Annotated in this window: 9 protein-coding genes; all 9 read left to right on the top strand. The window is 56.2% G+C overall.

Translation table 11 applies throughout. The annotated features are described in order from the left end of the window. The first annotated feature begins 204 nt into the window (after nt 1–204). The 9 genes from RIB44_06080 to RIB44_06040 all read left to right on the top strand — a co-directional run bounded on the left by RIB44_06080 (nt 205) and on the right by RIB44_06040 (nt 19,407). Nucleotides 205–1,035: an RNA polymerase sigma factor gene (locus RIB44_06080; GenBank protein ID MEQ8616144.1), complete on the top strand. Its 831-nt coding sequence runs from the start codon at nt 205–207 to the stop codon at nt 1,033–1,035. A gap of 16 nt (nt 1,036–1,051) precedes the next feature. Continuing rightward, nucleotides 1,052–3,853: a DUF1549 and DUF1553 domain-containing protein gene (locus RIB44_06075; GenBank protein MEQ8616143.1), complete on the top strand. Its 2,802-nt coding sequence runs from the start codon at nt 1,052–1,054 to the stop codon at nt 3,851–3,853. 10 nt (nt 3,854–3,863) lie between these two features. Continuing rightward, nucleotides 3,864–5,219: a DUF1501 domain-containing protein gene (locus RIB44_06070; protein MEQ8616142.1), complete on the top strand. Its 1,356-nt coding sequence runs from the start codon at nt 3,864–3,866 to the stop codon at nt 5,217–5,219. Between the two features lie 199 nt (nt 5,220–5,418). Continuing rightward, nucleotides 5,419–6,981 (top strand): hypothetical protein, encoded by a 1,563-nt coding sequence (locus RIB44_06065; protein ID MEQ8616141.1) that lies wholly within the window; start codon nt 5,419–5,421, stop codon nt 6,979–6,981. A gap of 138 nt (nt 6,982–7,119) precedes the next feature. Then, complete coding sequence (locus RIB44_06060; protein MEQ8616140.1) at nt 7,120–8,184, top strand: MoxR family ATPase; 1,065 nt, start codon at nt 7,120–7,122, stop codon at nt 8,182–8,184. Between the two features lie 57 nt (nt 8,185–8,241). Continuing rightward, complete coding sequence (locus tag RIB44_06055) at nt 8,242–9,264, top strand: DUF58 domain-containing protein (GenBank protein ID MEQ8616139.1); 1,023 nt, start codon at nt 8,242–8,244, stop codon at nt 9,262–9,264. A gap of 23 nt (nt 9,265–9,287) precedes the next feature. After that, nucleotides 9,288–11,567: a BatA domain-containing protein gene (locus RIB44_06050; GenBank protein MEQ8616138.1), complete on the top strand. Its 2,280-nt coding sequence runs from the start codon at nt 9,288–9,290 to the stop codon at nt 11,565–11,567. A gap of 180 nt (nt 11,568–11,747) precedes the next feature. Next, nucleotides 11,748–14,642 (top strand): hypothetical protein, encoded by a 2,895-nt coding sequence (locus RIB44_06045; GenBank protein MEQ8616137.1) that lies wholly within the window; start codon nt 11,748–11,750, stop codon nt 14,640–14,642. A gap of 121 nt (nt 14,643–14,763) precedes the next feature. Next, a complete protein-coding gene (locus RIB44_06040) occupies nt 14,764–19,407 on the top strand; it encodes a hypothetical protein (protein MEQ8616136.1) in 4,644 nt (1,547 codons plus the stop codon). Nucleotides 19,408–19,424: the final 17 nt, after the last annotated feature.

Genomic DNA, 19,424 nt, shown 5'->3' with positions numbered 1-19,424 from the left:
AGAACCTTCTCTCAATTTAGTTTATCCTACTTTCTACCCCATTTTCTTGCGTGGGGCGTGCAGTGGCGGCGACCTAACGGGTAGCATGGAACGTGTGCGGAAAACAACCGCACACGTGATGTTCGCTTTCCTATTGGGTACGAAACGCAGCTTTTCTAGCGAGGTATTTTCAGTCGGTCACTTCTGCATTGCGGATCAGTGTGGTTGAATCCGACTCCCCCAATCGATCCTTACGGCTTTTCACAACAACTAGCCGTGATTCCCACGCCCGGGCGAAGGGATATTTTGAACGACCAGCTTAGCGACGCCGAACTGGTGCGCCGCGCACGGGGTTCCTGTGCGGAGGCGTGGCAGGCTCTGTACGAAAGGCATGTCCCCACGGCATGGCGGTATGCGTACGCGCTGCTGCATGATCGGCATGTCGCTGAAGATGTCGTCGCCGAGACCATGTTCGCCCTGCTGCGGGCGCTTGATGAGAACAGCGGCAACGCGGTGAATCTCGAACAGACCTCAATCGCGGCCTGGCTCCGTGCTGTCGTTCGCAACAAATCAGCAGACCATTTTAGAAAAAAGAAACGCACCAAACACGCCTACGAGCAGTCGGCTATCCGCACCAGCCAACAACAGAAAGAAGAACGCCCCAGCGGGCAACTGGAAACAGCAGAGCGGCAATTAGGTGTCGTCGAGATTCTCGAGACTCTGTCAGATCGCCAACGAACAGCACTCGAACTAAAGTACGTAGAAAATCTGAGTGTGAAAGAGATTGCCGTGCGATTGGAAGAAACAGAGAAAGCAGTTGAGGCGACGCTGTACCGTGCACGTCGCGAGTTCCGCAGACACTATGAGTTTCAAGAGAAGCAAGCTGAGCAGAGAAGCGCACGATTAGCAGTCGACGAGCGAAGCACTCGAAATGGAAGCAGCCAGCCCGAGACCAATGGAGTTGCTTTCCCTGAGATGATCACCGAGAGCCTGTCGAACTCGACTAATAGCAACCTCACCCCGAGCGCTAAACTGCACGACCGCCCCGCCGGTTGAAGAAGTTCAAGAAAGCATGTCGCAATCCAAATTACCTAACGACGATTCCATGAACGAGCCCTCTGGAATTGACAATCCTGGCAAAGGCAATCCGCTCGACGGATTCCAGGAGATGGCGCTCAAGCGCGAGCTGCAAGACGCTTATGCAGTTCCGCCACTGCGGGAAGAATTCACCGACGCACTCAGCCATCGCCTCGACAAAGCCTACAGAGAGTCTTATCCCGTTAATCAAGTCGAGTTAGCCGAATCGTCAGAGATACTTGCCAGCACCCCGAAGTCGAGCGCACCAACCCCTCAACAACGGAAACTGCGTCGACAACTCTATCTGGCAACCGGACTAGCAGCCTCCTTATTGCTAGCCTTCATCACGCTGGCCACCCGAGACTCCTACTCTTGGGCGGCCATGCTAGAAGCAATCCGGGAGCAACAATGGGTCGAAGCTAATTCCGAAGAGCCGACCTCAATCGGCGATGGTGAGAGCCGTTTCTGGTTCTCAAGTCGTCGGCGTGTTGCCGCTCAGAAAAGTATTCGCGGCACGATGTTTCACGATTTCGTTGAACGCTCGGCCAGCAATTACTCCGCAGAACGCCGCGTGGTCACGGTCAACTCACTGTCACGCTCAGCGGATTGGGATGTCCAGTCACAGCTACTCTTGGCCGTCCTCCCTGGGCAGCAACAGGCTAGTCAAACCGACAGTGCGAACACGAGTCGAGCAAACAATTTCCAGGTGATTTCCGAAGACTGGAAACCCGTCGATAACGAAGGTGGCAAGCAACAAATCGCTTTGAACGTGAAGCTACAACAGCGAGAACCTCCTCACGAAACGCTCCGCCTGAATTTCCGTTGCGATCCCGAAACACACCTTCCTATGAGTTGCGAAGTGGTGACGCGATCGAAAGCGGAAAGCTCAGACTCACGCGACTTGGCGGAATTTCGCCGACCGCAACGGCATCAGGTTAACTTTTCCTATCCCAACTCGGGGCCACAAACTATCTACGCCTTGGGCGTCCCAGAGGATGCCCAGATACTTGCTGAGGATCTTTCCGATCAAAGCAAGAACGCTGCGGGGGTCTCCGGGAAGTCTGAGCCGAGAATTGCCCGTCTCGATAAGCCCGCTCCACGGAAAGAACAAGAAGACACCCTTATCGTTGAGCAGGAAACCACGCTTGCACGTCGCCCAAAAGCATCACCAATAGAACCATCAGCACTACGGTTTGTGGTACCTAAGAATCCACAGTTCGCTTTCGACACGCTTGCCCTCGGAGAACCTCTTGCAGAGATCGAAGTCACCGAGCAATTGGATGCCGCACTCGAACAACTCTGGCTCGACCAGGGCATCACCCCGGCTGAGCCAACGTCCGACGAGGAGTTTCTTCGCCGAGTGTATCTCGACCTCACGGGCAGGATTCCCACGATCGCCGAAGTGCGAGAGTTTGAAGAGTGGCAAAAATCTGGAGATAACAGCGGCTATCGCGAACAGCTCGTCGAATCACTTCTTGCACGTCGAGATCACGCGACCCACTTAGCCGCGGTCTGGCGAAAACTGCTCCTACCGGACGGGGTCGACCTTTCTCGCTACGGCGGACCTGCGGAGCTAGAAGGTTGGCTGTCCGACCATTTCGCCCAGAATCTTGCCTACGACGAGTTAGCACGCAAGCTGCTACTTGCCGAAGGGCGAATTGATGATTCCGGGCCACTGCTCTTCTACGCAGCACACAAGCTCAACCCCGAAGAACTCGCGGCAAAAACCTCACGTGTGTTCTTAGGAACCCGTATGGAGTGCGCTCAGTGCCACGATCATCCGTTCGACGAGATCAGCCAAGCACAGTTCTGGGGTTTCGCCGCACTCTTCGCGCAGATTTCTCGTCCGAAGGGCAAGATCGAAATGGTTTCTCCCGTGATGCAAGTGAAGGATTCAAATCGCGGCGAAGTCACCCTTCCCGATACGGAAACCGTGGTGCCACCGTACCTGCCAGACGGCACGCTCGTGGTTCGCAAGGGCAAAGATGCCCCCTCAAGGCGCGAGCATCTCGTTGCCTGGCTCACGGACCAACAGAATCCGCGCTTCGCACGTGCGACCGTCAATCGGCTTTGGGCTCACTTGTTCGGGCGGGGACTTGTGGATCCTGTTGACGACCTGCGAGCCGACAACCCGGCCGTTAGTGAAGAAGTTCTCCGGCTTCTTTCCGAGGACTTCCGTCGCAGCGGATACGACCTTCGCCGGTTACTTCGTGTGATTGTCGCCAGTCGTGCTTATCAGCTTTCCAGCCGTAGCCCCGCAGTTGCAGCCAATGCAGCTGGAGACGAAACCGTAGCCGACGATCCGGCACGTGCTTTGACGTTCGCGCAGATGAATCTAAAAAGCTTCACAGCAGAGCAATTGTACGATTGCATCGCCATCGCTACGGGCTACGAGTCAACGGCCAACACACAGACTCAGGATGGTTCATTGCTGCGTATTGGCAACACAAGCCGCGATCAGTTTCTAGCTCAGTTCAGCGCCCCAGCGGGAAAGACCACCGATTACCAAGCGGGAATTCCACAAGCCCTTACGCTGATGCACGGCGGACTTACGAATCAAGCCACGGCTCCGGAAACCAGCGGCCTGCTCCGTTCATTGAGCGCCCCGTTCTTTGATGATCAACAGCGAATCGAGGCGCTATTCCTGGCGACGCTCTCGAGAAAGCCAACCCCCCAGGAACAGGAAACGATGACAAAGCTTCTTGAGGGAGTCGAAGCCACGGCGGACCGCCAGCGCAAGCTCGGTGATATTCTCTGGGCACTGCTGAACAGCGCCGAATTTACCTTTAACCATTGATCGCGCAAGCATGGCATTTTCTCTCAATCGCCGCCGCTTCATCGAAACCCTCGGCGTGACGGCCGCGGGGGCAAGCTCCTGTAGCTGGTTCCCCCAATTGGCCAGCGCGGCAGCAACCGATCCGAAACGCAGAAGAAGCTGTATATTACTCTGGATGGGTGGCGGTCCTTCGCAGACAGACACGTTTGACATGAAGCCCCAACATGAGAACGGGGGCGAGTTCAAGGAAAACGCGACTTCGGTTCCTGGCCTCAGGTTTAGCGAGCATCTTCCAGGCCTGGCGAAACACGCCGATCAGCTCGCCGTAATTCGCAGCCTCAGCACAAAAGAGGGAGATCACGGTCGGGGGACGCACCTAATGCGGACGGGCAAGCCTCCGATGGGGGCAATCAATTACCCGTTCGTCGGCTCGGCCCTCGGGAAAGAGTTGGCAGAAACGATCGATTCCCTTCCCCCGTACGTTAGCATCGGCCAGAACACGATGTTCGGCTCCGAAGCCTTCGGCCCCGGTTTTCTCGGACCCAAGTACGCGCCGTTGGTGGTCGGAAGTGCTGGGACTTCGGGAGCAAGTCTGGCCTCAATTGTTGGCCTGGAAAACAACAACAGCGGCTTCGCAAAACTGCAAGTCAATTCGATCGCACCGCCTGCTGGAGTCTCGAAAGAACAGATGCGCGAGCGGCTGGAAGTCTGGCGAGAACTTGAAGGAAACTTTCTAAAGAATCACCCCGCCGCGGCGTCGCATGCTCATCGGACGGTGTACGACAACACGCTGAAAATGATCAGCAGCGATGCTTCCAGTGCCTTCGACTTATCACAAGAACCCGAAGCTCTGCGCACCGCTTACGGGAAAGGCGTGTTTGGCCAGGGCTGTCTGCTCGCACGTCGGCTCGTTGAACGACAGGTGCCCTTTGTTGAAGTCTCGCTGAACTCCGCAACTTCTGGCGGTGTCGGCTGGGATAACCACTCGAACATCTTTGAATCCGTCAAGAACCTCTCAGCGGAACTCGACGCGGGTTGGTCGAGCCTAATGACGGACCTGAAGGATCGGGGCCTCCTAGAAACCACCACCATCGTTTGGATGGGAGAGTTCGGTCGCACACCAAAGATCAACGGCTCGGGAGGCCGAGATCACTTCCCGCAAGCTTGGTCTTGCGTCCTCGCCGGCGGAGGAATTGCTGGTGGTCAAGCCTATGGAAAAACGTCTGCCGATGGCCTGCACGTCGAAGAGAACAAAGTTGACGTCAGCGACGTACTGGCAACCATCTGTTCTGCCGTTGGGGTCGAACCCGACACGGAGAACCTCGCAAACACGGGACGCCCTATCCCGATCGTCGATGGTTCCCCAATCAGCGAGTTGCTCAGCTAGCCGAATTGCCCAACTAGAATAGCCGCAGATGAATGCTGATAGACGCAGATGCTCGTATATCATAGCTGTTGCTCGCAAGAGTCCTTTCTCAATGGTTGAAGAAAAGAATATCTGCGTTCATCCGTGTTTATCTGCGGCCAGATTGAGAACCATTCTTTTCTTTTGCCTACTTTGTCAGATACGCAGCACCGCCTTCGCGGTGGAAATTCTAGCCAGTTGTGCGATTCAACCCGTCTCGCCGCAGCGTGTCGCTCAACCAATGAACGCAGCGGTGACACTGAGCACCTCATCGGCTGAAGTTGAACCGATTGCCAACTACTCACCCGGCCCACGGAATGATTGGCTTTCGGGCGAGAAGATAGATCGCAACGATGCAAGCGTCACTGCCCTACTTCTCACGCCGGAACGTCCTCTCAAGCTGGAAATCCGACTCTATGTAGGTGGCAAGTCGTTCCGCGAAGTTGAGGAAGCGTGGATCGACCAACTCTCCTCGGGTGAATCGCTCTCGAAAGCGTCTGTTACAAGACAGGTCTCTTTGAAAACCCCGAATTCGACTGAAGGAACTTCCGAGGAAGCTGCTTCGTCAAATGACGACACCACGAATCAAGAACCAACGCAAACACCTGCTTCCGAAGTGAAAAACTCTGAATCAAAATCGGATGTTCCTGCACCTGTCCCCGGAGTCTCCACACGTTCACGCGGCAATGTCACGTTGGATCGACGTTTGCGAAACTATCTGGATACTGCCGACGAGGTGGATCGCGATGAACTACGTTGGCTGCTGGGCAACTGGTCGAATCTTCCTTCGCCACTCGTTTTGAAGCCTCGCTTTCACTGGAGCCGAGTCGGCGACGCGCCACTATTCCATCGCCTGGATGTCGACGGAGACGGCCGAGTCTCCGCCGAGGAACGCACGAACTTTGACGAATCGCTCTCACGATCCGATACCGACGAGGACGGCATTGTTGAACTGGCTGAGCTCTCTACCTCCTTGCAGGGTCATTCCGACGTCGAAAGTTTTCAAAACCGCCCTTTGCTCTTGATGCTGGATGAACCGTCAGACCATGAGCAAATCCGGAAGACGGTTGATTCTCTCTATCCTCATGAAAACGAAGTTGCTTCAAAACCAAACTGGATCACCCGTCCGGCTGACTTGATTCTCGAAGTCGATTTTCAGAGCCAGAGCAAGAACAAATCTAATTCCGTCCGACTGCGGGGTACTCAGAATAGCCATCAACCCGTCATCCCTGGCGAAAAAGCCCTCACCGTAGAGACGGGCAACAGCTATGTCGAGTTTGCTGCCGCCGAATCCGAAGCGCAAGCTTCGACCGGAGAGCCTGCCTCCCTCACCATCGGGATCGTCGCCGAAGGGTACCCGTTATTTCGTCTCGCTGATCGAGACGGAAACCGTCGCCTCACGACTCGTGAACGGCGTGCGATTCCCGCACTACTCGACCAGCTTGATCGCAATGGCGACGGCACGCTGGAGTTCTCCGAGGCGGGTGTTCCCCTACGGCTGCTCGTCACCTACGGCCTGCATGCCCACACGTTACTTTCACGCCCCGTCCCGGCTGCCCAGCACATGCGACCTGACAAAGCACCAGCCGCCCCTAGCTGGTTTACGGCAATGGACACCAATCAGGATGGTGACCTTTCACTCGACGAGTTCAAAGGCCTAAGCCGCCAACAGTTTGAGCGTCTCGACACCGATGGTGATAAACTAATCAGCATTCAAGAAGCGAACGCTTCAGCAGAAAAATGAGCACGCAGTAGCAGCAGTGATCCAATACTACAGAAAGAAAAACGAACAACTAACGCTCGAATCACTAACAGGAAAAATCTGCGTTGATCAGCGTTCATCTGCGGCTAAACCAGATACCAACGAAAGAAAGAATCGAATATGAGATCAGCCACAGCCAGCGATAATCACCAGCCTGTGCTTGCCGAGGATGCCACCAATGAGGATGTCGCGCAGCTTGTTGATGAACTGCACTCCACCTACCAGGAAATGCGAGCTGAGTTGGCCGGCGTGATCGTGGGGATGGAGGATGTGATCGAACAACTCATGATTGGCATCCTTTGCCGTGGGCACTGTATCCTGCAGGGCATGCCTGGGCTGGCGAAGACGTTGCTGATCTCGCAGATGGCCCAGATCATGGAGTTGTCGTTCAACCGAGTCCAATTCACCCCCGACCTAATGCCCGCGGACATCACCGGTGGTGAAGTTCTTGAAGAGGATCGCACAACCGGAGGCAGGGCTTTCCGATTCGTCCAAGGTCCGCTGTTCGCAAACTTGGTTCTCGCCGACGAAATCAACCGCACGCCGCCCAAAACACAAAGTGCACTGCTGGAAGCAATGGAGGAACGGCAGCTCTCAGTCGCTGGCAAAACCTATGATCTTCCTGAGCCTTTCTTTGTTCTCGCCACGCAAAACCCGATTGAAGTCGAGGGAACCTATCCACTCCCCGAGGCACAGCTCGATCGCTTCTTGCTAAAGATCAAAGTTGGCTACCCAGACCGCGAGGCAGAGCGTGAGATCTGCCGTCGCCAGACGACGAGCTACGCGTTCAAAGCAAAGCAAGTCATCAATGCGAGCAAGCTCCTTCAAATGCAGGCGCTGACTCCCAAGGTGTTGGTTGCCGATCACGTTTACGATGCAGCTATCGACCTGGCACGCCTAACGCGCCCAAGTGAAGGCATGCTGCCCGCAGAGCTGCGAGACAAGGTCCAATACGGCGCGGGCCCGAGGGCGAGCATGGCGCTGCTCATGGCTGGCAAAGCCCGAGCACTCTTGAACAAGCGTTGCCACGTCACAACGACCGACATCTTTGCCGTCGCCGCTCCCGTATTACGACACCGAATCATCCCCACCTTCAACGCCGAAGCCGCGGGCCTAGACACTGACGACATCGTCACAGCTTTGGTTAAACAACAAGCGGCGAATGTGAAAGCCGCGCAGAGCTGAATTGCTTTAGCCACGGATCGCACCCCAAGCCTCAACAACAAATTGCTCTCATTCTCCATGAGTTCCCCCCGCGTCGAAAAATTCGTCTCGAACCTCCGGCAATCGCGTCGCAACGTTCCCGAGAACACTACGCAAGGAACTCGCAAGACACAATCTGAATCGACAATCGGGAACTCTTCAGATCTCTTCGACCCCGACACCCTCGCCAAGCTGGGCAACCTCGAGCTGATCTCCCAAAACGTGGTCGATGGTTTCCTTTCCGGCAAACATCGTTCGACCCACAAAGGGGGCTACACGGAATTCTCTGAGTACCGTCCCTACGCCGCAGGCGATGACCTGAGAATGCTGGACTGGAAGCTCTACGCCAAGAGCGACCGCTACTACGTTCGGCAATACGATGACGAAACCAATCTTCAAGCACTACTCGTGCTGGACGGTAGTGGCTCGATGGCCTTCGGGCGGTCGACTGTCAGCAAGTGGGACTACGCCCGCATGGCTGCCTCCTGCTTGGCACGCCTTTTACTTCGCCAGCGTGACTCCGCTGGTCTTGCAATTTCTGGGCAAGGGCTGCGCAACTACCTGCGGCCGCTCCCACGAGCCAATCACTTGGCTCAGATGCTTGAGGTGATGGCCCAAAGCAAAGCGGAGGGGAAGACATCGCTAGCGGAAACTCTCCTTGAGATTCCGCAACGACTTACCCGTCGCGGCATGGTCATTGTTCTCTCCGATTGCTTCGGCGACCCTGAAGTTCTGCGAAACGCTTTCGAGCAAATCCGCTTGCGCGGCCACGACTTGCTCCTGTTCCAAGTGCTGGCACCCGAAGAAATCACCTTTCCTTTCCGGCGAGCATCATTCTTTCGCGACCTCGAACTCCCGCGTCGCCTCCAAGTTCAACCGACAGCGGTGCGTCGACAGTATTTGAAGCAATTCAACTCGTTCCAGGATCAATTGCGTCAGATCGTCAGCGATCTCGCCATTGATTACCAACAACTGCAAACCAACCAAAGTCTCGGCGATACGCTCGCCGAGTACCTCCGCCGCCGAGGGGCCAAGAAGCCCACGCAACGAGCACGAGCTTAGAGCAAGGAATTAAGTAGTACGACATGAGTTTCCTCAGCACCATTTTCCTATGGGCCTTACCGCTGATCGCGGCCCCGGTCGTGGTGCACCTTTATCGGGGACGGCAGACGGAGGAAATTGATTGGGGCGCGATGCACTTCCTCAACGCTGCCGTGACGGAAGGACGTCGATTCGAGCGACTGGAGGAACTCATCCTGATGGCTCTGAGAATACTCGCCATCGCTGCACTGGTGTTCGCCTTTGCTCGCCCCAAGATTAGTTCGAGCTGGCTGGGCGGAGGCCAACAGAGCGAGGTGATTCTTGTGGTTGACGATTCGCTCAGCACTTCGCAGCAAATCGGCGCGAGCGAGGATGAGGGCATCCTGTTCGACGCAATCAAGGCCCAGGCGGTCGAACAACTCAATCAGCTAGGAACCAGCGACCGCGTCCAAGTGCTTCTCGCCTCCGCGGGAGGAAGGTGGCTCACCCCCGAAGCGTTGCCATGCGACAGCGCCAACCGCGCCCGTCTTGCCGAGCAGTTCGAAGAACTCAAGCCGACTCAAGCGGCAGCCGACCTACTCAACTGCGTCAATCAGTGCGTTGCCCTGGAAAGCACTGAGGGCATTGTCCAAAGAAGAATCATCATCTTCACCGATGAGCAAGCTCACAGTTGGTCTCTGGAGAGCAAAGCCAACTGGCAGCAAACTGGTATCGTCATCACCGATGCAACTCCCCCGACCTCGGTCCAAGTCGTTCTCGCCGACTCGCCCCAGGGAGCCGCTCAGTCTACGAACCTCGCCGCGAGTGAAGTCGCCGCGAACCGCACCGTCGTCGCGGTCGGCGAGAAGATCGAACTTCGCGCGGAAGTTTCCAATTTCGGAGCCACCGCCAGCGAAGCCGCGGAAGTTGAATGGATCTGGGGTGGCAAACCTGATTCCAACTCTGGTGAAGACGCGGACTCAGCGGACGAATTCGAAGACACCGGCCAAGTGATTGGTCGCTCCCAGGTCAAACCGCTCGAACCGGGAGAACGCACCCAAGTCACACACTCCGTCACGGTCAAAAAAGCAGGCATCCACCTAGCGACTTGTCGCTTAGCCATTGAGGACCCAATCCTTTTGGATAATACCAACCACGTCGTTATCCAAGCCGCCAAAGAGATCCCCATCCTAATCGTCGCGGATGAAACGGAGGCTCGCGTTTCTGCTAGTGCACTACTTTCGGCAGCGCTTGGTTACTCAAAAGGAAAGCCAAGCGATTGGCACTCGCGTTACCGACCTCGCATCGTTTCGCTTGACGAGTTCGACGAAGTCTCACTGGCTGAGTATCGCGTTGTCCTCTTCCCATCCCTAAGCGACATAAGTCGGTCAAAGATCGAAGAGATTGCCAGCTACGTCCGAACCGGCGGGGGCCTCTGGCTCGCCTGCGGCAGCACCTTGGATCGACAAGTCTTCAACGCCGACTGGCACGATGATGGTGCCGGTTTGTCGCCTGTTCGCCTCACGCAACTTTCCAGCACAGAAGACCTCGGGGAAGCGGCCAGCATCTTGCATGCGCCTGAGGCAACGCATCCGGCAACACGCCAATTGGCTGATACGACCCAGCTCGACATCCAACAGGCAAGGCTCAGCGAGTTTTGGGAATTCGACCGACCGAAGCGTCGAGAAGAACAACTCTCTGTGCTTCTTGAAACAAGCAGCGGCCATCCTTTGGCGGTTGAAGGCTACTTCGGTGAAGGGCGAGTGATCGTCCAAGCATTGCCGCTTGGCTTGGATTGGACCAACCTGCCGCTGTTGAAAAGCTACGTGGTGATGGTTCACGACTGGCTGGACTATCTTTCAGCGCCCGGTTCCGCAAGGCACAATCTGAATCCAGGAAGCGCGATCGCATCTCTCATTCCCGAAGAACAACTCGCTGAGTCGGTCACGGTCTTCGCTCCAAATCGCAAGAAGATCGAAATCCCTCATTCCTCCGAATCAGAGATTCAAACGATCAGTTACTCGCAAACTCAAATGCCTGGCGTTTACTGGCTTTCTCTTGAAACCGAAGAGGGATCGACCGACGTCCCCTACCACGTCCGCCCACCTGGTGAAGAATCTCGAACGATCAAGCTCTCGTCCGAAGAGCAAACTTGGCTCACCGACACCGCACACGTTTCGTTTCACGACTCAACGCCACCTGAGCCGGAAAGCAGCACGGGTTCCAGCGGCACGCAACCATTTTGGCCATCACTGCTTATTGTGCTACTTGTCTTGTTGCTGGTGGAGCTATTGCTCGCTCACCTGACGGCACGACAGCGGTTTGCAGAACTGACTCCTACCTAACTCACTTTCATCAGGCTAGTAACATGAGCAGATTATGACATAGCTCACAACGTTCGGGTGGCTGGGGACGGCTTGAGGCCGCCCCCAGTTTGTATCGTTCTGGGGGCTCGCTCCACTCGTTCCCAGCCACCCAACTATTTATTTAGACACCCCAACAATACGACACTCATTCGCAAGTCCATGCCTTCAGCTCAACGCGAAATCATCGAAGACTGGTCGTTCGACGGCCCGTTCGCGCCCAACACGGCACTGGTTGTCGGTGTGCTGTTGATCTTGGGTGCGTGTTGGCTTGTCTGGCGGGAGCGTGCCGCCTTGGGGACAGGTGGCAGCCTGCTAACGATGTTGTTGCGAACGGGCGCCTTCATCGCCGTGCTCTGGATGCTTGTTGGCCCAACGCACCTGACGATTGATCGCCTGACCGAGCCGACTTCCATCGCCCTGTTTATTGACGACAGCGAAAGCATGAACGTCGCTGAGACCCTCGACCCGCAGGATGCCGTGCGCTGGTCGCTTTACAGCACGACAGAAGCTTCCGAAAACCCCGTCGACGAAATCGCAGATCAGCCGCTCGTGCTCAGCGACGGAACTGCCGTCTCAGTGCGGGCTGCGATGACACACCTCGAAGCTCTCAAGTCAGCGGCCATCAAACACCACTCACTCAAGAGCCTCAAGGACCTCTTCGATCCCTTCCAAAAAACACTGCGCAGGTCACGGAGCAATAGCGAGAAGCTCTTGAAAACATTGGAAGAACAATTGGGGGACGACCAATCGCTACTCGTCGAGCGCGCCGAGCGTTTGCAGGACCTTCTCGACAATGAAAGCGACGAGGTGACTGAACAACTCGCCATTGAGCTTGACGCGGGTGCAGAAGCACGAAACGAAGAGATTGCTTCGGCGCTTGAAACGCTTAGTGCTGCTTTAAGAGATGCCGAGCGGCGTTCAATCCGACTAGCAGCGGATCTGGCAGAAGTTACAACCGCCGCACGTCCGATCGAGTCGGTTCGCGGTGAAACGCGGTCACAGCAAACAACCAATCTCCTGTCTAACCTAGAGCGAGATCTTTTCGATGAAATTGAAGGCGAAGCTCGTATCCAGCGTTTCCGCTTTAGCAACCGTCTCAGTGCCGTCAGCGTTGCAAATGAAGCTTCATCTGCAAGCGATGAGAACTCAGAGATTCTCGATGGCGAAAGCACCGCAGACCTCACTCCCAGCACGGACCTCACTCAGGTACTCAATTACATCGGACGTTTGCAGGCAGAAACTCCCACTTCGCTCGCCTTCGTTTTTTCAGACGGTCATCACAACCGCCTCGAAGGACCTGCTCCGCAGGAAGCAGCAGAGACACTTTCTGGAACTCCGTTGATTTTCGTTCCGATTGGCAACAGCAAGCCGCTGCGCGACCTTGTGGTTCATCGCATTAACGCTCCAAGCGCGGTAATCCATCGGAGCGCGGTCCCCATCGACATCGTCGTCACGGGCTACGGTTGCGCGGGGGAACAAACGCGCGTCGTGTTGCGGAAAGACGGAGAGATGGTCGACGCGAGGCTCATCTCTTTTGAGCGCGACCGCGTTGACCATCGGGTCCGTTTCAAGATCCCCGAGGCTAGTGAACTCGGCTGGCAAGAGTATTCCGTTGAGGTGGAATCACTGCGTGATGAGAACAACGAAAATAACAACTTGGCTGCGGTCGCGTTTGACGTTGTGCCCGATAAGCTGCGTGTTCTGCTTGTCGATGGACAACCACGTTGGGAGTTCCGCTATCTTCAGCAACTCTTCCGACGAGACAAACGGGTTGACTTCGATGAGCTGGTTTTCGCTCCCGAACCTAAAGGGACGGGCCCCTTTGAAGACTCACCGCAGTTGCCTGCTGAGGACGAAGCTTGGAATCGTTACGATGTGGTCATTCTAGGGGATGTCGCTGTCGAGCGGCTTCCGCCACCGGTGCAAGCAAGCCTCGATCGTTACGTTCGCAAACAAGGCGGCAAACTGATTGTCATCGCGGGTAGCGGGCACATGCCTGCTCAATACCAGCAGCCAAACGGTCAACCGATGCCGCTTGTCGACCTTCTTCCGGTTGAATACTCCGGCACGATCGATTCCAAGCAAGGCTACACGCTCGTGCTCACCGAAGAGGCACGCTTCAATCCGGCAGTCCTCATTGAAGACACGCTGGAGAAAAGCAATCGCAAATGGCAGAAACTTTGTCGCCGCATGCCCGTCTATGGCCTGAGCGAATACAGTCGCCCGCGTGAAACGGCCCGGACGGTGATCCGCGTTGCTCCGCAGGGGAATTTTTTCGAAATTGATGAGCGAACCGAGCCAGGCGAAGGAAAAGCCTTTCTCTGTTGGCACCAACTTGGGCCCGGACGAGTCGCCTACATTGCGGCACCCCAAACATGGTTGCTCCGTTTTCGCACGGGCGATCGGCTCCATCATCTGTTTTGGGGGCAGTTGCTACGATGGATCACCGCCGGCGAGCTCGGTTCTGGCAGTGACCTCGTCCGGCTCAACACCGATCGGGTTCGCTATGAAACCGGACAGGATGTCGAGGTGACGCTCCAACTAAAATCCGCCGCCGGTCAGCCAATCACCGACGCCGAAGTTCTGGCAGTCGCTGAAGCCCAAGACGGCTCCCGCACGGAGATCCCTTTGACCGCTGACCCCATTGTCCCAGGACGTTACTTGGGACGTTTCAGTAAGCTCCCAACCGGTGCCTACCAAGTCACACCAACTGGCACGGTCGTCGACCAGTTGACCCCCGCCATGCAAAACGGCGACAACCCTGGTGCTGTTTCTTCAATTTCCAAACGAATCAGTATCCATCCTGCCAACGACATCGAACTTGCCGACACAAGTTGCAACTTGCCCCTGCTAGAACAGCTCGCCGCCCGTACGGGAGGGCAAGTCATTCCCCCCACGGCTGTCAGCGAAATGTTCCGCTTAGCCTCGCTCGAACCGAAAGTCACCGAGAAAGTCACAAGACGTCCCTTATGGAACACGTGGCCGTTGTTGCTCGTGCTGTTTGGTTGCTCGTGCGGTGAGTGGGTGCTGAGGAAACAGAAGGGATTAGTGTGATCGATTTTCCCAATACGCCTGGGTGACTGGGGACGGCTTGAGGCCGCCCCAGCCACACGAGAACAACGAATGACGCAAGACATCGCCGGCAGTTAATTTGCGATAACTGAGGATTCATACCATGTCCACCTCCTACTCCGTTCCCCAACCCGTCGCTGGAAAAATCCGCAAGGTCCGCGCTCGCCAACGTAGCGTGGGTGTCGCGACCGCGGTCGTCGTGGGGCTCTCAGTGCTGCTGGCGGGAATGGGCCTGGCAATGCTCATTGATTATCTGGCGACACTTTACGACTCCCCTTTGCGACGCTTTCTCACGATCGCGACGCTGATTGCAGCGGGGCTGACCGCGATTGGTTGGGCGGTGCGGATTTGGCGTCGCTCTCGTTCCGACCGCCGCGTCGCTTCGGCTGTCGATCTGGGTGTCCCCGAACTTGAGGAACGCTGGTCGACGGTCGCAGCACTTGCTGAAGCGGACCAGGAGGACGGAGTTGCTCACCCTGCGATCTTCCAACAAGTCGCTGGCGAAGCGACTCGTTGGGAACCACACGTCGATCCGAAACGGGTCGTTCACTTGGAAGGCCTTACGCGTGCCTTTCTCATCCTCAATGCAGTCACCCTCACTTTACTGCTTGCGACGATCTTCGATTGGCAACAAACGGCTGTTTTGTTGAAGCGTTTTTGGTCTCCTAGTGCGTCAATCACGGCCACGCGTATCGAAGAACCAACCGGAAACATCTTGGTTGGGCGAGGCGAGCCGCTGTTCATCAACGCGTATCTTGAAGGAAAGCCGGTCGAAGAGGCTTCACTCGCCATCCAGCAGAACGAAAAAGAGAAACTGCTGAAGCTCACCCCCCGAGGCGACTCACCCGCAGAACTGAAACACCGCATTCGCTCCGTCAAGCAGTCCATGAAGTACCGGCTAGCAGCAGGCGACGACCGAACAGAATGGTTCCAGGTGACCGTTGCCGATCGACCTGAGATCGGAAAGGTCCGGCTGCTGCTAACTCCCCCAGCTTATACGGGACACAAAAGCAAAGAACTAAAGAAACTTCCACGGCGACTTTCCGCGTTGAAAGGAACGCGGCTCGATCTGCGGGTGCAAACCAAGCGCGAAGTCACCCGTTTCGAACTCAGCCGCAAGAACGGATCGCCGGAAGTCTTACCTCTCGATTCCGACGGCTGGCACCGCTGGTCTGTCGAGCTCGAAGAAGGTTTCGAATTCGAATTGCGTATGACTGAGTCACACGGCCTCAAGAATCGTCGACCTCCTGTCTGCCAAATCAGCGTCTACCCTGACCGTCCCCCCGTAGTCCGCGTGCTGAGCCCAGACGACACGATCGCCGTGCGACCTGACGATACGATCGAGATTGAATTCACCGCGGAAGACGACATCGGCGTTGGTGCCGCGGAGCTTGTCGTCTTCAAAGAGCCAATGAAGGCGGGCGACCAAGCGGAGATCCTGGCAACTTTGCCGATCGACCTTGGCGAGCAGTCGGGGCGTCGCCGCGTGAGAGCGACGACCGAGCTTGATCTCTCTCAATTCCCTGTGCAAGACGGAGAATCTCTCAGCTACGCCGTCCGCGTTGACGAGCAGCGCGGTCAGCAAACCAAGTCTGTCGCCCAGGCAACTAGCGCGAAAAACGAAAGCGTCGCCAATGAAAAAACTCCTGCTGACTCGAATGACGCAGAGCGCAAAAGAACAACCGCAGAGGAGCAACTCGCCAGTGTCGATACAGAACAAGCTCTTCCTTCGACTTCAAATGGAGTTCCTTCAAACTCCCCGCAAGCAGAAACCCAGCCGTCGGATTCGGACCTTGCGTCACAGACTCAAAGTAGCGAACCCGTTACCGACTCTCCACAAGCCGCTGGGGAACTGAATCAAGAGATAGCATCAATCGGAGAAGCTTTCCAAGCGCAACCGTCTCCGAGCAACCAAGCGACGGCCAACGCTGCAACACCTGAAGGTCAATCACAGAGCACGACCAATCCTAGCCGTTCAAACAAAAACGGAAAGCCATCCGAAGAACAGAGTGCGACCGCACCACTCAACGCGAAGAGCGAGCCGACAGAAGCCGCGGAAACGGCTATGCGGGACGCAAGACCAAATAGTGATGAAACTAACGAAGCTCAAGAAACGAAGTTCGAGAAGTCGGCAGACAACGCAACAAGCGACTCTGCTCCTACGTCCGAGAAAATGACCAAGGAGTCAACCTCCGCACAAGGCAAGTCGTCCGATTCCTTTGACAACGCAGCCAATCCGTCGGGAACCGAAGATGCCGAGACCCCAAAGGAGCCGCGATCAGCAACTACCGATCGGCGAAACGTCCTAACCACCGACGAGGACGCCGAAATGGAAGGTTCACAGAACCCGACAGAAACATCTGACAGCCAACAGGCAAACCCGTCGGAAAATCCGTCCATCAATCCTGACGGAACAATGAGAAAGTCCCCCGAGAAGGCCAGCCCTGGAAAAGAAAGCGATCAAAACGAAGTCTCGCAACCGAGTGATTCTGCCAACGTCGAGAACGATTCCACCGGTCAACTGTCCGAAAAGAATCCAAGCAGTTCCAGCCAGAACGCGAATCGTACTCAATCAAATCGTTCACAGTCGTCAAGCAGTCCTAACGCTGAGCAGTCTCAAAACCAAGCCGCGTCCGACCCTCCCCCCGCGGACGACATGCAGCGTCGCAGCCTTGATGTTCCCCAATCAGGATCGAGCCAACGCATGGGAATCAAAGTCGACAAGTGGGCGGGTAGTTTTGAGGGACAACGCCGTGCCAAGCTAGAAATGGCAATTGCGCCGCGACTGGCCAGACTCGACAAACTGCTCGCCAGCAGCGAAAAAATCTCGCGCAATCTGCTCGATGCGCTCGAAGAAGATCCCAACTGGCAAGTTCGACACGACCGAGAAGTCGACGACGCGGCAAAACCACTCGACGAGTCCCTAAAGCTGATTGCCGACCTTGGCGGTATTAGCCGCGGCACGCCCTATGCCTTTATTGGCTTACAACTCTCCGACATCGGACTTGCACACATTGAGCCAGCCAACGACCAGCTCTGGAAAGCATTGCAAACGGGCGAAGATCGTCGCCAAGCTGCCGTCCAAGCCGCTTGGCAGCACACCGTCCGTGCCCGCGAGTTGCTGGCGGGCCTCCAGAAACGCTACGAGGGAGTAAAGACCGAACTTGAATTCGCCGAACGGACCGAACGCGTGAAGCAGATGTATCGGGTGTTCATCGAAGACACCTTCGCCATGCTCAGCCCCAGCGAAGACGGCAACAGCAAAGTGCCGCGGAAAATCGCAGAGTTCGAACTTGACGAAGAATACCTAAAACGTCTCCGCGAAGTGCTCGAAATGCGTCGTGATCTTCGCGCCGAGCTGGCGAGGATTCTCGCCGAAGATCCACGCCTCTTACGACGTTTTATGGACTCATTGAGGAACCGAGCAAGCACCTTCCGTAAGCAACTCTCGGAGATTCGCCAAGATCAAGAATTGCTCGCTGAGGAAATTGCCGCCCTTAGCGGCAACGGAGACAATCCCGCGGAACTGCTCACAGGAAGATTCGCCGACCACGCAGGAGTCATCGCTGCGGATGCGGCAGACCTGAACGACCACTACGAAATCTGGATGCCCCTGAACAAACGCCTCGGCTCAAGCGAGCTCGTCGAGGCAGAAACAGCTGTTGAGCGTGCTGCGGGCACCGCTCGTCAATTGCAGAACGCTGCCGATCGGTTCGTCACGAGCGATCCCGACCAAGCCGCCGACGCCATCGAAGAATTACGAGAACACGGTGAGAGCCTGCAAGGTCACTTACGCGAGATGCAAGCCGCCTTGCTACAGGCCCAGCCGACGGACGACTCGGGGCAGCTGGGCAATTTCGTTCTGAATCGTCTTGCGGAAGCGGCGCGCCTGAATAAGCGAGTCGGATACTGGATGAAACAACTCGCGGCATACGAGGACGGAGAGTTCCACCGCGTCGGTGAGATCGCCCAACTGCAACTCGCGGAAAACACAGACGCTCTTGCTGCCGAGCTTGGCAATGTCGAGCAAACGCTCGCCATCACGATGCAGCGTCAAGACAACACGCTTCCCGCCGACGTCGCCCAGCACTCGCGTGCCTTGATGAATGCATTCGACAAGCAGATTCTCCCGAACCAATACCGCAGCGGATTCGCACTCCGTAAGAACACCCTTCCTTTGGCGGAGAAGCATACCGAAGCAGCCGCCGCAACTCTTCGCTTATCAGAAAAAGAGTTCGACAAAATGGTCGCTGCTGCCGTGAAGTACCTCGACGAGCTGCCTGTTGAAGACCCCATCGCCTCGCTCTTACGTGACCCAACTCTTGATGAACTTCTAGCAGCACTCGAGCAAGAACGGAACTTCGAAGACGTGTTGGGCATCCCCCCTCGACGTTCAAATTTGCAAACAATGTCCGACTGGACGAACCCCAGCAACGGCGGAGGCGGAGGCGGTGGGATGCTCATGGCACAGTTGCGTCAAGAACAACAACGCATGCGCCGCGCCGCTCGTCGGGCCCAACAACGGGCAATGGCCCGTGCTCGTCGTGCTCAAGAGACGGCCCGACTGAAGAAGCCCAAAAGCGAGAAGCGGCGTTCGACCGCTTGGAATAAGTTAGCCTCGGAACTTGAAGATGGCATCCTCCAAGGCGATGGCAAATTGCCTCCCGCCGACTACCGTTCGGCAATTGAGCAGTATTTCGAGCTCATCAATGAAGCATCTAAGCAAACCGACCGGGGAATCGAGTAAGAATTGGCCACGGATTG

Source organism: Lacipirellulaceae bacterium (assembly GCA_040218535.1).
Lineage (GTDB): Bacteria > Planctomycetota > Planctomycetia > Pirellulales > Lacipirellulaceae > Adhaeretor.
The sequence above is the reverse complement of the archived record's forward strand: the minus strand, read 5'-3'. Positions and strand labels throughout refer to the sequence as shown.